12 protein-coding genes are annotated in these 14,449 nt (G+C 71.3%); 5 read left to right on the top strand and 7 right to left on the bottom strand.

What is annotated here, in order from left to right:
* Positions 1-126: 126 nt before the first annotated feature.
* The 7 genes from ACTWOL_RS33235 to ACTWOL_RS33205 all read right to left on the bottom strand — a co-directional run bounded on the left by ACTWOL_RS33235 (position 127) and on the right by ACTWOL_RS33205 (position 8,691).
* Positions 127-1,566: an aminobutyraldehyde dehydrogenase gene (locus ACTWOL_RS33235; protein WP_474300582.1), complete on the bottom strand. Its 1,440-nt coding sequence runs from the start codon at positions 1,564-1,566 to the stop codon at positions 127-129.
* Entirely contained in the window at positions 1,559-2,881 is a 1,323-nt protein-coding gene (locus ACTWOL_RS33230; RefSeq protein ID WP_474300581.1) for a flavin monoamine oxidase family protein, read from the bottom strand. Before ACTWOL_RS33230 ends, ACTWOL_RS33235 begins: the two co-directional genes overlap by 8 nt.
* A 38-nt stretch (positions 2,882-2,919) precedes the next feature.
* Positions 2,920-4,053: an ABC transporter ATP-binding protein gene (locus ACTWOL_RS33225; protein WP_474300580.1), complete on the bottom strand. Its 1,134-nt coding sequence runs from the start codon at positions 4,051-4,053 to the stop codon at positions 2,920-2,922.
* Between the two features lie 4 nt (positions 4,054-4,057).
* Positions 4,058-4,996, bottom strand: coding sequence for an ABC transporter permease (locus tag ACTWOL_RS33220; protein ID WP_474300579.1), 939 nt, complete (start codon positions 4,994-4,996; stop codon positions 4,058-4,060).
* Complete coding sequence (locus tag ACTWOL_RS33215; RefSeq protein WP_474300578.1) at positions 4,993-5,901, bottom strand: ABC transporter permease; 909 nt, start codon at positions 5,899-5,901, stop codon at positions 4,993-4,995. The genes ACTWOL_RS33220 and ACTWOL_RS33215 overlap by 4 nt, the downstream gene beginning before the upstream one ends.
* Before the next feature lies 1 nt (position 5,902).
* Positions 5,903-7,075, bottom strand: a complete 1,173-nt coding sequence (locus ACTWOL_RS33210) for a polyamine ABC transporter substrate-binding protein (RefSeq protein ID WP_474300577.1) — start codon at positions 7,073-7,075, stop codon at positions 5,903-5,905.
* A gap of 341 nt (positions 7,076-7,416) precedes the next feature.
* Positions 7,417-8,691 (bottom strand): aromatic ring-hydroxylating oxygenase subunit alpha, encoded by a 1,275-nt coding sequence (locus tag ACTWOL_RS33205; RefSeq protein ID WP_474300576.1) that lies wholly within the window; start codon positions 8,689-8,691, stop codon positions 7,417-7,419.
* Between the two features lie 429 nt (positions 8,692-9,120).
* On the opposite strand from ACTWOL_RS33205, the gene ACTWOL_RS33200 reads away from it, so the two are divergent.
* The 5 genes from ACTWOL_RS33200 (at position 9,121) to ACTWOL_RS33180 (ending at position 14,414) form a co-directional block, all read left to right on the top strand.
* Positions 9,121-9,594 carry a hypothetical protein gene (locus ACTWOL_RS33200; protein WP_474300575.1) on the top strand — a complete coding sequence of 158 codons (474 nt, stop codon included), beginning with the start codon at positions 9,121-9,123 and terminating at the stop codon, positions 9,592-9,594.
* Positions 9,591-10,895 carry an NADH-ubiquinone oxidoreductase-F iron-sulfur binding region domain-containing protein gene (locus ACTWOL_RS33195; protein ID WP_474300574.1) on the top strand — a complete coding sequence of 435 codons (1,305 nt, stop codon included), beginning with the start codon at positions 9,591-9,593 and terminating at the stop codon, positions 10,893-10,895. Before ACTWOL_RS33200 ends, ACTWOL_RS33195 begins: the two co-directional genes overlap by 4 nt.
* Positions 10,896-10,916: 21 nt before the next feature.
* Entirely contained in the window at positions 10,917-11,108 is a 192-nt protein-coding gene (locus tag ACTWOL_RS33190; RefSeq protein ID WP_474300573.1) for a ferredoxin, read from the top strand.
* A 1-nt stretch (position 11,109) separates the two neighbouring features.
* Complete coding sequence (locus tag ACTWOL_RS33185; RefSeq protein ID WP_474300572.1) at positions 11,110-13,170, top strand: acetate--CoA ligase family protein; 2,061 nt, start codon at positions 11,110-11,112, stop codon at positions 13,168-13,170.
* 65 nt (positions 13,171-13,235) lie between these two features.
* The gene (locus ACTWOL_RS33180) at positions 13,236-14,414 is read left to right on the top strand and encodes an acyl-CoA dehydrogenase family protein (protein ID WP_474300571.1); all 1,179 of its coding nucleotides are present in this window, start codon (positions 13,236-13,238) and stop codon (positions 14,412-14,414) included.
* The last annotated feature ends 35 nt before the right edge of the window (positions 14,415-14,449 follow it).

The raw sequence follows: 14,449 nt of genomic DNA, 5'->3' as shown, positions 1-14,449 counted from the left end.
CGCAAATCCTTCACACAACGCGCCATATATGTGAAGGATTTGCGGTCGGCGTGGTGAAGCTGTGCCAGGCCTCACACGGCGAATCTGTCCGGAAACACCGCCGAAACATTCGCCCGGCCCGGGGCCTCAGACCATGACGTGCTTGACCTGCGTGTAGTCCAGGAGGCCCGCCAGCGACAGATCGCTGCCGTAGCCGGAGTGCTTCACTCCGCCGTGGGGCATCTCGGACACCGTCGTGCCATGGGTGTTCACCCACACGATCCCGGTGTGCAGGGCGCGGGTGGCCCGCATGGCGCGGTCGTGGTCCCTGGTCCACACACTGGCCGCGAGACCGAACCGTACGTCGTCGGCAAGACGCAGGGCCTCCTCCTCGTCACTGAAGCGCTGCACGGTGACCACCGGTCCGAAGATCTCCTCCTGCACGATCTCGTCGCTCTGCCGGACGCCGGTGACGACGGTCGGCTCGTGGTAGTAGCCGGCCCCCTCGATACGGGAACCACCGGTGACGACCTCGGCGTAGTGGGGCAGCCGGTCCAGCAGGCCCTCGACCGCCGCCAACTGCCCCTGGCTGTTGAGCGGGCCGAAGTCCACCGCGGGACGGTGCTTCGCCGCATGGGCGGCGAAGGCGGCGACGAAGTCGTCGTGCACCCGTTCGTGCACCAGATACCGGGTGGGAGCGGTGCAGTCCTGGCCCGCGTTGTAATAGGCCACGCCCGCCAGTTCGGCCGCACAGGCATCGACGTCCACGTCGTCGTGCACGATCACCGGTGCGTTGCCGCCGAGTTCCAGGTGGACGCGTTTGAGGTCCGCGGCCGCCGCCGCAGCGATCTCCCGCCCGGCCCTGACACTGCCGGTGACCGCGATCAGCCGGACCCGCGGATCCACGACGAGTGCCCTTCCGGTGTCCCGGTCACCGCAGACCACGTTCAGTACCCCTGGCGGCAGATGATCGGCGGCGATCCGGGCGAGCAGGGCCGCGGACGACGGGGTGGTGTCCGCGGGCTTCAGCACGACGGTGTTGCCCGCCGCGAGCGCCGGGGCGATCTTCCACACCGCCATCATCAGCGGATAGTTCCAGGGGGTGATCTGTGCGCAGACGCCGATCGGTTCACGGCGCAACAGCGAGGTGCGGCCCTCCGTGTATTCGGCCGCGGCGGCTCCGGGCAGTCCGCGGGCGGCCCCGGCGAAGAAGCGAACGGTGTCCGTGATGGCGGGCAGCTCGTCGGAGCGGAACAGCTCCGCGGGCTTGCCGGTGTCCCCGGTCTCGGCGGCCACCAGTTCGTCGGCGTACGTCTCGAGCGCGTCGGCGACGCGCAGCAGGGCACGCTGACGGGTCAACGGGGTGGTCGCGGCCCAGTGTTCCAGGGCTCCGCCGGCCGCGGCACAGGCCGCGGCCACATCGGCGGGCCCGGAGCGCGGGGCGCTGCCGCTCACCAGGCCGGTCGCGGGGTCGACGAGATCCATCGACTCGCCGGAGGCTGCGGCCAGATCGGTTCCGGCGATGTGGTTGCGGACCGTTCGCGGTTCCTGTGCCCCCGGGCGCGGCGTGGGCAGGGGTTCAGCCACGGCGCAGCACCTCCTCGGCCGTTGCGCGTCCGGTGCGCACGGCGCCCTCCATGTATCCGGCCACCCACTGGTCCGATCCGCAGACGTAGAAGGGTGGTTCATGGGTGCCGTGCAGGGGGCCGACCGCCATCACATCGCCCGGGGTCCACTGGGTGACGTACCCCTGGGTCCAGGGGTCGGTGCCCCACATCCGGATCCAGGTATGGAGCGGCCGGTGTGCCTCGTCGCCGTAGAGCCGGGCGATGTCGGCGAGCAGCTCCGTATCGCGCCGTGCCTCGGGCATGCCGAGCAGGACCCCGTAGCGCTCCGGCGGGACGAGGGCGGAGAGGATGCCTTCGTTCTGCGGCCAGGTGCTGCCGAGCACGCCCTCACATTCGGACAGACCGTTCAGCCCGCTGTCGCGCCAGAAGGGTTTGTCGTACGCGGCCGCGAACTTGGCCGCGACCGCATGGCGCTGGCGGTGCAGCGAGGCAAGACGTTCGGCGGAGACCCCGGTGACGGACACGGAGCGCAGCGGGCCGACAGGAAGGGCGCTGACCACCGCCCCGGCCGTGAGGGTTTCGCCCCCGGCGAGCCGTACGGTACAGCCACGGGGGTCGATGCCGACGGCCTCGACCGGTGTGCCGTACCGGACGCGCTCCCCGAGGGCCTCGGCCATGCGCAGGGCCACGGTGGCCGAGCCCTCCGCGACCCGCAGGCCCTCCCAGTCCTCGTAGTCGTAGTGCCCGGACTCGCCGCCGCCGGGGACGGCGGCGTGCTTGCGCAGCGCGGCCAGCAGGGAGATGCGCTCGTACGAGCCGTCGGCGAGGGCGAACTGGCCGATCTCCCACAGGCGTACGACGGCCGGACCCGCTCCCTCCGAGCGCAGCCAGTCCGCCACGGACAGGGCGTCGAGGGCGTCGGCCTCCGGGTGGTTCCAGGGGGCGTCGGGGTCGACCGAACCCGCCAGTGTGGTGAACGCGGCGGTGACCCGCCGGTGCGCGGCGTCGTCGCCGGGGCCGAACCAGTGCGGCGGGTCTCCCGCCGAGACGCCCTCCGGGGTGGCGCGGGCGATGGCACCGGGCTCGGCGACATAGCTGGGGACCAGGGTGAGGCCCAGCTCGGCGGCCAGTGCGAGGTAGGCGGTGTGGGCGCGGCCGACCACCTCGCCGCCGAGCTGGACGAGCCTGCCATCGGGCAGTGCGGTCTGCTCGACCCGCCCGCCCGCCCGATCGCGGGCCTCGACGACCAGCACATCGGCGCCGCCGGCTGCCAGGTCCCGTGCGGCGGCCAGACCGGCAAGCCCGGCGCCGAGCACGATGACATCGTGGTTCATGAGTCGTTCCTTCGGGGTGCGGGACGGACGCGGCGCGATCAGTCCAGGACCAGGCAGTGCTCGGGCTTCCAGGCGATCTCGACGGTCTCCCCGCCGCTCCAGCGGTCCTCCATCCGGGAGCGGTCGGTGTTCTGCTCCAGCACCGACACGGTGACGCCGGGGGCGAGTTCGATGAGATACGTGGTGGTCGGGCCCGAGTAGACCGTCTCGCGGACCACTCCGCTCACCCGGGCCATGTCCGGCAGGAAGTCGGAGAGCCAGATCTTCTCGGGACGGATGGACACGCTGACCCTGGCTCCGTCGGAGACACCACTGCGGTTTCCGACGGGCAGCGCCGGACCCTGGTCCATGACGACCTTGCCGTCGCGGTAGGTGCCGGGGACCAGATTGGAGGTGCCCATGAACGAGGCGACGAAGCTGCTCGCGGGGCGCTCGTAGACGTCCTCGGGGGTGCCGCACTGTTCGACGTGGCCGTCGTTCATCACGGCAAGGCGGTCCGACATGGTCAGCGCCTCGTCCTGGTCGTGGGTGACGAAGACGAAGGTGATGCCGATCTCCCGCTGGATCTGCTTGAGTTCGACCTGCATATGGCGGCGGAGCTTGAGGTCGAGGGCCGCCAGGGGCTCGTCGAGGAGCAGGACCTGGGGCCGGTTGACGAGGGCGCGGGCGAGGGCGACCCGCTGGCGCTGACCCCCGGAGAGGGTGGCGGGCTTGCGATCACCGAGTCCGCCGAGCTGGACGCGCTCCAGCATGGTGCCCACCCGTTCGCGTATCTCGCCTCGTTTGACGCCCTTGCGCTTGAGGCCGAAGGCGACGTTGTCGGCGACCGAGAGATGGTCGAAGAGGGCGTAGCTCTGGAAGACGGTGTTGACGTTGCGCTTGTCCGGCGGGAGGCAGGTGACGTCCTCGCCGCCGAGCAGGATGGTGCCGTCGGTGGGGTCGGTGAAGCCGCCGATCATCCGCAGGGTGGTCGTCTTGCCGCAGCCGGAGGGGCCGAGCAGCGAGAAGAACTCACCGGGTGCGATGTCCAGCGACAGCGAGTGGACCGCGTAGCTGTCGCCGTAGCTCTTGCTGAGGCCTTCGAGGCGGACGGCGGGCACGGAGTCCTCACCCGTCGGGGCGGGCGTTGTGTCCGTGGGGTGCGTGGAGTTCGTGGCAGGGGTGAGCGTCACGGTGTCACTTCCCGGAGAGCAGATCGAGGCCGCCGCGACGGCCGAACAGACGCGGGATGAAGAGGGCGATGGCGATGAGGGCCACGGACCCGGCGAGCATCAGGGTGCCGACGGCGTTGATCGTGGGCTGCACACCGAAGCGGATGGCCGAGTAGATGCGCACGGACAGCGGCTGCGGATCGACGCCGGTGGTGAAGTAGGCGAGCACGAAGTCGTCGAAGACCAGGGCGAAGATCAGGACTGCGGAGGCCAGGATGCTGGGGAGCAGCGCGGGCAGGGTGACCAGCCGCAGGGCCTGCCAGCGGGTGGCTCCGAGGTCCATCGCCGCCTCCTCGGTCTCCGGGTTGAGGGCGGCGATCCGGGAGCGGAGGACGACCGTCACATAGGAGATGGAGAAGGTGATCTCGGCGAGCATCACCGTGGTGGTGGACAGGGTGATGCCCATGCCCTTGAAGAGCAGCATGGCCGCGACGCCGGTGACGATCTCCGGAGTGATCAGGGGAATGAGCATGATCAGTCCGGCGAGTGAACCGAGCCGGCTGCGGCACCGGACGAGTCCGAGTGCCAGCGTCACTCCGAGGATCAGCGAGCCGGCCATGGCCACCAGCGAGACCCTGAGGCTCATGTTGAGCGACTCGATGAGGTGGTCGTCCTGGAGGAAGGCCGAGTACCAGCGGAGGCTGAAGTCCTTGAAGACGGTGAGGGACTTCTGGGAGTTGAAGGAGAAGAGGACGACGACGCCGATCGGCAGATAGAGCAGCGCGAAGAACGCTGCGGTCACGGCGACGGCGAAGCGGGGCTTGCGGTCGGTGCCGCGGCGGCGCCGGCGCGGGGTGGGCCGGGACGGCTCCCCCGTTCCGGTGCCGCCCTTGCGGAGGCCGGGAGTGCGCACCGTCGGCAGTGCGAGCCGGCGTTGTGGCTTGAGAGCGGGGCGCAGGGTCATCGGACCGCCTCCGTCTCGTCCTTACGGGCGCGCCGCAAGTAGCCCAGCATGCCGAGGAAGAGCACGGCCATCATCAGCATGGTGAGTGCGGAGCCGAGCGGCCAGTTCTGGCCCTGGAAGAACTTGTCCTGGATCAGGTTGCCGATCATGATCTGGTCGGGACCTCCCATCAGCTGGGCACTGACGAAGTCGCCCATGGCGGGCAGGAAGACGAGGACGCAGCCGGCCGCGGCGCCCTGTCGGGTGGCGGGCAGGGTGACGAAGAAGAAGGTCCGAAGCGGTCCGCCGTAGAGATCGCGTCCCGCTTCGATGAGCGAGACGTCCATACGCTCGAGCGCGGCGTACAGCGGAATGATCATGAAGACGACGAAGCCGTAGACGAGTCCGGCGATGACTCCGGCGCCGGTCTGGAGGATCTTGGTGCCGTCGTCCGCGAGCCCGATGGAGCGCAGGATCTTCAGCAGGGGGCCGTCGTCGGAGAGGACGACGGACCAGCCGTACATCCGCACCAGGTAGTTGGCGAAGAACGGAATCACGATCGCGGCGATCATGAAGTTCTTGAACCGCCCGCCGTACAGGGCGATGGAGTAGGCCACCGGATACGCCACGACGAGGCAGATCACCACGGTCAGCAGGGCGTAACCGAGGGAGCGCAGGAGCACGGACCGGTAGGCGGGGTCGGCCAGTGCCGTGATGTTGTCGAGGTTGAAGCCGAAGCGCGGATTGCCGAGCGGGTCCGTGGTGCCGAGGGCCAGAGTGGCGACCAGGACGAGCGAGGCGAGGAGGAAAGCGGCCATCCAGAGGGTGCCGGGGAGCATCAGCCAGGTCCACATCCGGTTGCTCCGGGCGGAGGGGCCGCGGTTCCGGGATGGCCGGGTGCGCAGTCCAGGAGTGTGCGGTGCCACGTCATCCCGCCTTCACATGGGTCCAGGCGGTGTCGCGTGCCTGTTCGCCCTTCGCGTCGCCGTTGCGGAAGTAGAGGTCGTCCTTGAGGTCGTCGGCGGAGACGAGGCACTCGGGGAAGGGCTCCACGAGCGCTGCGTAAGTGTTCTCGGTGCCGCCGACCGGCATGGGGTAGCCGATGTACTCGATGTTCTTCTTCACGTTCTCCGGGCGGAGCATGTAGTCGATGAAGAGCATCGCGGTGCCGGGGTGGCGCGCGTCGGAGGGTATGGCGTAGCAGTCGGAGTTGACCGGGGCGCCCTCCTTGGCGACCTCGAAGCCGAAGACGGAGGGGTCCTTGGCCTGGCCGAGCATGGCGGCCATGTCCCCGCTCCAGGCCTGCGTCATGAACGCGTTGCCGTTGAGCAGGTTGTTGTAGCTGTCGCTGGAGAAGCCGCGCAGATGGGGGCGCAGGGATTTCAGGGTCTCGGTGATACGGCCGAGGTCGCCCGCGTCGGTGGTGGAGACGTCGAGGCCGAGCTTGAGCGCGGCGAAGCCGAGGACCTCGTCGCGGTCGTCCAGCACGAAGACGCGGCCCTTGGCGCGGGCGTTCCAGAGGTCCTCCCAGGAGCCCGCGAGCCCGTCGCCGATCTTGTCCTTGCGCCAGCCGATGCCGGTCTTGTACATGGTGAACGGCAGGGTGTGCCGGGATCCGGGGTCGTACCAGGGATCGGCGAAGTACTCGTAGTGCGAGAGGATGGACCCGGCGTTCTTCAGCTTGTTGTGATCGATGCGCCGCAGCCGGTGCCCGGCGGCCAGCCGCTGGGCCCATTTGGCGGTCGGGAAGATGATGTCGTAGCGGTTGCCGGCGTTGAGCTTGGCGGCCATGCCTTCCATCGAGTCGAAGTTCGACTGGATGACCTTGACGCCGTACTCCTTCTCGAATCCGGCGAAGACGGCCGGATCGACGAAGTCGGCCCAGTTGAAGTAGACCAGGTCACCGTCGACCTTGACGTCGATCGGCTCTTCGGTGTGCTTCTCGGCCGTGGAACCGGCCGGCGAGAATCCGCATCCCGCCGCGGTCAGGCCGAGGCCGAGACCGGTGGCTGCTGCAGCACTTGTGCGCAGGAGGGAGCGGCGGGACAGCGCGTGGGAAGCGGGGAGCGCGGGCGGGAACGAGGGTGCCTCGGGGGACATCGGGGTCCTCTCCGTGGGTCCGTGCGGTGCTGAGCACTGCTGTGGGGCGGTAGCGGGGTATGGTCCCTGGCTTGATGCAGGGACCGGGGGCCGCGGGACGGTGGCGGGCGGGGCGGGGGGCACCGCCGCCGCGGCTCGACGGGTGCGTGGCGGGTGCGGTCGGGGGGCCGCAGCGCCGGGGGTCGGCACGGTCGGGGGTCGCGCCGGGGTGCGCGGCGGGTGGGCCGCACGATGGGGGGTTCGCGGCGAGGTACGCCGCACGGTCGGGATCGGGGGGACGGGGGGTGCGGGGGACGGGGGTGCGGGACGGGTGCGCCGCGATGGGGTGGCGAGCGAGCGGGTCAGCGCTCCTCGCCGTCGAGGTCGGCCCGGACGCGGCCCGCGAACCAGCCGACCGCCGACTCGCGCCGGGAGAGGGGTCCTGGCTCGAAGCCGGGGGTGGTGAGTCCTTTCTGCACCCGGGCGACCAGCTCTGCGTCCTCGTCGTTCGTGATCCAGCCGATGTGGATGTTCAGCCGCCGGGCGATACGGGTTCGCAGCCCGGTCCCGGGCCGGGTGTAAAACGCGCCGGGTACGGCCACGCGGTCCACGGCCGTGGGTATGGCGGTCCAGGCAAGCACATGGTCGGGGTAGAAGTCGATGAGCGTGTTGGGATAAATCACCGCGTAACGCCAGATTCGGTGATCGTCCTCACTGAGCCCCGGCATGGGGGCGGTGATCCGCTGGTAGAGCCGCTCCGCCCAGTTCGAGGACGGCTTGTCGCGCAGGGGGGAGGCGAAGAGCGCATAGGACTCCTCGAGCTCGCAGGTGTAGCCCTGGTAGTCGAGCAGCCGCATCAGCCCGGGGTGCGCGACCGGTACGTGGTAGCCCTCGAGGTAGTTGTCGACGGCGACCTTCCAGTTGGCGTGCTGGACCTCGGCTCCGGCCAGATCGTGGATCCGGCTGCGGCCGATGGGCACCAGGTCGGAGCCCGCGTAGTGGCCTACCGCCTCGGCGAGCCCCTTGCACTGCTCGGCGAGCGGTACGGCGTCGGGGTCGTGGTTGACGAAGACGAAGCCGAGGAAGGACTCGACCCGGACCGGGAAGAGGCCGAGCTTGGGCTTGTCCAGGCACGGGATCTGCCGCGCCTCGGGGGCTCCGACGAGCCGGCCGTCGAGCTTGTACGTCCAGCCGTGGTACGGGCAGCGGATCGCCTTGCCGTCCGGCTCAGGCGCCGTGACCAGGCGCGTTCCCCGGTGGCGGCACACATTGAGGTGGGCGGCGAGGCCGCCGTCCTCGGTGCGGACCACCAGGACCTCGCGCCCGCCGGCGGTGGCGGTGAGCCGGGCGCCGGGACCCGGCAGGTCCGACTCATGGCAGACGAGCTGCCAGGACTTCGCGAAGATGTGTTGCTGCTCGGCCGCCAGGCTGTCCGGATCGGTGTAGTAGCGGGCGGACAGCGCCGGGCCGGGACTGGGGCCCTGATCGGGTGCGGTGGCGCCCGGTGGGCTCACGGGGCGGGGCGCGGCGGTGGGGCCGCTACCCGGCGGTGTGGGCGTGGCCTGGGAGGCGGAAGGTGTCCCGGCCGAGGAGGCCGTGGTGGGTACGTCCTCGGTCGCGGGTGCTTCGGGCTGCATCGAATGACTCCTCACTGCCGCCTTGCGCGGCGATCGGTGGTGAGGCGGCCCTGGGACTGTCGGCGGGAGGCGATGCGAGTGCACCGGAACCGCACTGACTAATTGGCCAGTCAGATTGCTGTCAGGTTTCCGCGGTGTCAAGACTTGTGGGCTGACTAATTGATTAGTTAGCGTAGTCGTGTCGCCGCCACCCCCGCGATCCGGCACCACCCCGCCCCGGACCGCAGGCCGGCACAGCACCGGGCGAATGCGCCCGTACCTCTCCAGCCCCTGTCCTGGCGATCTTCCCGGCCCGGACAGGACCCCGCCGAATCCCCCGCCGCACGGCGCACCGGCCAGTCCGCCGGTCACACACAGCGCACTTCCGGCTCCCGACGGCTCCCCCGTCGGCCGCGTCGTACGGCTCCCCACTCCCGACCCGGAGGCACCATGAGCGGTCGTCGGAGTCTCGTCTGGCTCGGGCTGACGCCCGAACCCGAGCGGGAACTTCCCTCCACCGTCGCCGCCCTGCGCGACCCCGCGCCGGACGCTGCCGTGGCATCACCGGAGCTCGCCGCAGCCGAGCAGCGCCGCGTGGAGCGGCTGATCCTGCACGGCAGCGAGCGGAGCTGGCTGCGGTATCTCGCCGAGGTCACCGACCTGGTGACCGCCGTCGCCTCCGGCGCCCGCCAGGGCGACCGGACGGCCGCGCTACTGGCGGGAGAGGTGGTCCTCGACCACCACCACATGCTGATCGGCCTGCCCGGCAGCGGCTACGGCCGCACGGCCGCGGAGCGCAGGGCCCTGGAGGCGGCGGTTCGCACCCTGCGCGAGTCCCCGCAGGACTCCGCAGCCGGCGACACCGGAACACCCGCACACCCCGGCGGCGCCACGCCCCGGCAAGCAGAAGGAGGACGGGGATGACCGTCATCCGCTCCCTGATGCCGTACCGGGTCGGCACGGTCCTCGGAACGGTGCCCCAGCTGGTGGAGACCGGCGAGGCCTACGCGGCCGGCGGCGGCTACCACAGCGCGGGCTCCCCCGAGCACCTGCTGGGGCAGCTCGACGAGGCCGGACTGCGCGGGCGCGGCGGCGCGGCCTTCCCGGTCGCCGTGAAACTGCGGTCCGTACGCGACGGCGGAGGAGCCCCGGTCGTCGTGGCCAACGGGGAGGAGGGCGAACCAGGGTCGGTCAAGGACCGCTGGCTGCTGCGCGCCCGACCGCACCTCGTCCTGGACGGCCTGGAACGGGCCGCCGAGATCGTCGGCGCCGCGCGCGGGTACGTCTACGTCTCCGACCCCTACGCGGCGGCGAGCATCCGCCAGGCCCTCGCCGAATGGCCGGCCCGGCTGCCCACCGAGGTGATCGAGACCGACCACACCTATGTGGCCGGCGAGGAGACCGCGGCGGTGCGGCGGATCAACGGCGGGCCCGCCCTGCCGGCCGCAAAGCCGCCGCGCCCGTACGAACGCGGGGTCGGTGACCAGCCCACGCTGGTCTCCAATGTGGAGACGCTCGCCCGGATCGCCCTGATCGCCGCCCGGCCCGAGCACCGGCACGAGATCGCCGGGAGCACCCTGCTCACCCTCTCCTCATCGGACGGCGGCGCCCTGCTCACCGAGGCGCAGTACGGCACACCTCTGCGGACCCTGGCCACCGTCCAGGGCACCGCGCAGGCGTCCGGCGCCCTGATGGGCGGGCTGTTCGGCGGTCTCGTCGGGCCGGACTCCCTCGGCCTCCCGCTCGATCACGCCGAGCTGACCGCGGCGGGCACGGCACTGGGCTGCGGGGCGATCCGGTTCCTCGGCCCGGACACCTGCCCGGTGACGACGGCGGCCGACGCCGTCGGACATCTGCAGGCCGAGAGCGCCCGCCAGTGCGGCGTCTGTGTCTCGGGCACCGCGGCGATCGCCGACACCCTGCGACAGCTGACCGGCGGCACCGCGGGCCCCGACGCCGCCGAGCGCCTGTCGCGCTGGTCGACCGGTCTGCCCGGGCGCGGCGCCTGCGGCCTGCTCGACGCCGCCGCCAAAACGGCCGGCAGCCTCCTGCGGGCCTTCCCCTCCCTGGTCCGCTCCCATCTCGACGCGGCATGCGCGGCCTGTGCCGCCGAGCCGTCCAGCGGCGGCCACCGACTGGTGGTGCCCATCCCCCAGGTCATGGACCACCCCGGGCAAGAGGCTCACACCTACCCCCTGCCCGTGTCCCCGTCGGGCCCTCGCTGAGCCCCCGCTGAAAGGATCACCATGAAACTCCTTCTGGACTCCACCCGCTGCCAGGGCTACGGCCTGTGCCAGGAACACGCCCCCGACATGGTCGAGCTCGACGAGTGGGGATACGCGGCGGTCATCACGGTCGCCGTGCCGACGGGCGGCGAGGACGCGGCCCGCGCCTGCGCCGAGTCGTGCCCCAACTCCGCCCTGCGGCTGGAGAAGTGAGATGGCACGCGACCTGACGGCACTCTTCGACCCCAAGTCCGTCGCCGTGGTCGGCGCCAGCGACGACCCGGCCAAGTACGGTCACGCCGTGGCCGCCCAGGCACTGCGCGCCCCGGGCCGCCGGCCCGTCCATCTGGTCAACCGCCGCGGCGGGACCGTGCTCGGCCGCCCGGCCGCCACCTCACTGGCGTCGATCGGCGAACCGGTCGACCTCGCCGTGATCTCCGTACCGGCCGGGGGCTTCGAGGCCGCGGTGGAGGACGCCCTGACCTGCGGAGCGCGGGCGATCGTCGCCATCACGGCCGGATTCGCCGAGACCGGTGCCGCCGGGCTCGCCCGCCAGCAGGCGATCGCCGAGCAGGTGCGGGCCGCCGGGGCCGTCCTGGTCGGCCCCAACTGCCTCGGCATCGCCGACAACACCACCGAGCTGTATCTGGCGTCCGACACCTTCACCCCCGGCGGCATCGCCCTGCTGAGCCAGAGCGGCAACCTCGCGCTGGAGCTCCAGCTGCGCTTCGCCCCGCACGGTCTGGGCTTCTCCCGGTTCGTCTCGCTCGGCAACCAGTCGGACGTCACCCTCGTCGACCTGGTCGAGGACTGTGCCCGGCACGAGGGCACATCGGCGATCGCCGTGTACGCAGAGGACTTCGGCGACGGCCGCGCCTTCGCCGCCGCGGCCGCCGCCGCGGGAAAGCCCGTCGTCCTGCTCACGGCCGGGCGCGGCAGTGCCTCGGCCCGCAGCGCCCAGTCGCACACCGGCGCTCTGACCACGTCGGCCGATGTGGTGGCCGCGGCCTGCCGTGACGCGGGGGTCGAACTCGTCGCCACACCACGGGAGATGACCGTGGTCATGGCCGCACTGCGATCGGGCCGGCCGAGCGCCGGACGGCGCACGGCGGTCTTCACGGACGGCGGCGGTCACGGGGTGATCGCGGCAGACGCCGCCGAGTCGGCGGGCCTCGCGGTCCCGGAACTCGGCGAGAAGGCACAGGCCCGGCTGCGGTCGGTGCTGTGGGAGCAGTCCGCCGTGGGCAATCCGGTCGACCTGGCCGGGATGGGCGAGCAGGACCCCCGGTCGTACGCGGAGGCCGTCGGCGCACTGCTGGCCGCCGACGAGGTCGACGCGGTACTGATGACCGGCTACTTCGGCGGGTACTCCGCGTCCGACGGCGGTCTGGGCGGCGGGGGCATGGCGCTGTCCCAGGGTGAGATCCGGGCCGCGCAGGACATCGTCCGCCGGCGAGCGGAGCATCCGAAGCCGCTCGTCGTCCAGTCCATGTATCCGCAGGCGCCGAGCTGCCGGATCCTCGCGGACGCGGGCGTGCCGGTGTTCTCCGCCACCGAGGACGCGGCCCGCGCGCTGACCGCGATCACGGTGGACGAGACCGCCGGGGTTCCCGGGATCACCCCGCTCCCCTCGCCCGCCGCCCCGCTGGAGGACGCCGGGTACCACGGCATACGGGCCCTGCTCGAGGCTGCCGGAGTGCCGTTCCCCGCGGCCCGCGAGATCAGCGGCGAGGAGGAACTGCTCGCTGCCGCCGATGAGTTCGACGGTCCGTATGTGCTGAAGGCCCTGCATCTGCTGCACAAGTCGGACGCGGGCGGTGTCGCACTGCGGCTCCCGGACCGGGGCGCACTGCTCGGCGCGTACCGGGAGATGCACTCCCGGCTCGGTGCGTCGTCCTATTCGGTCGAGGCGATGGCCGACCTCAGCGACGGGGTCGAGCTGATCGTGGGCGTCAACCGGGACCCGCGGTTCGGACCGGTCGCCATGGTGGGACTCGGCGGTGTGCTCACCGAGACGCTGCACGACGTGGCGTTCTCCCTGGCCCCCGTGCCGGCTGCGCGCGCCGAGCGGCTGCTGCGCGGTCTGCGCACGGCGGGACTCCTCGCGGGCGTACGCGGCCGGCCGGCCGTGGACGTGGCGGCCGCTGCCCAGGTCATCGCGCTGATCACCGAGGTCGCCGCGGCCCATCCGGAGATCGCCGAACTCGAGATCAACCCCCTGCTGGTCCGCCCTGACGGCGTCCTGGCGCTGGACGCCCGGGCCGTACTCGGCTGACCCCCTGTCCCCTCCCCTGCTTCCCTCCCATCCCCCTCTCCTTCTCACTCCCGGAGGACACCGCAATGGACTTCCGCTACACCCCCGAGCAGGCCCGGCTCAAGGAGCGGGCCGCCGAGTACACCCGGCTGCTGATGCGTTACGAGGACCAGTCCGAGCAGGCGGGCGGCCCACTGCCGGCCGAGACGGTCCGTGAACTCACCCGCGCGGCGATCGACGCCGGCGTCTACGCGATCAACATGCCCGCCGAGTGGGGCGGGGCCGGTCTGTCGCTCCTGGACCAGGTCATCGTCGAGGAGGAATTCGGCAAGGTCACCAACTGTCTGTGGGACATCCCGTGGCGACCCGCCAACGTCCTCGCGTACGGCACCGAGGCGCAGCGTGAGAAGTATCTGCTGCCCGTCATCCGCGGTGAGCGCTTCGACGCCTTCGCCGTGACGGAGCCGGGTGCGGGTTCGGACCCCGGCTCGGGTACGAGCACCGCCACCAGGACCGAAGGCGGCTGGCTGCTCAACGGCGAGAAGTGGTTCGTGACCTGCGGCGACATCGCGGACTTCCTGCTCGTCCAGGCGGACGCCGGACCGGAGCGCGCGGCAACGCTGTTCTTCGTGGACAAGCAGGCTCCGGGCGTGGAGATGACCCGGGTGCCGCACTTCATGCACTCCGCCGTGAACGGGCACCCGGAGTTCGTCTTCACCGATGTGTTCGTGCCCGACGAGGACGTGCTCGGCGACGTGGGCCAGGGCTACGAGCTGACCAAGGAGTGGTTCACGGACGAACGGCTGATGATCGCCGCGCGGACCGTGGGCGCGGCCGAGCGGGCTCTGGAGCTCGCCCGGGACTGGGCGGTGGAGCGCCGCCAGTTCGGCACCCGCATCGCCGACTTCCAGCTCATCCAGGGCATGCTCGCCGACTGCGCCGTCGACATCGCCGTCAACCGCGCCTACACCCACCAGGTCGCCTGGGAGGCGGACCAGCCGCACACCGATCCCAAGACGCTGCACGCCAAGGCGTCGACGGCGAAGCTCGCCGCGAGCGAGGCGGCCGGGCGGGTCATCGACCGCTGTGTGCAGATCTTCGGCGGCCGGGGCTACGACCGCTCGTACCCCGTCGAGCGGATGTACCGCGAGCTGCGCGTCGACCGCATCTGGGAGGGCACCTCCGAGATCCAGCGCCTGATCATCTCCAACGAGCTCATCAAGCGCGGCACCCGTGCCCTCGCGCTGCCGCCGTCCGGTTCCTGACCACGCCCTCCCTCCCTACGCCCCGAATCCGAGGA

It is taken from the genome of Micromonospora sp. IBHARD003 (assembly GCF_056106285.1).
Note: the sequence above shows the minus strand (reverse complement) of the source record. Positions and strands in the feature narration are given on the sequence as shown.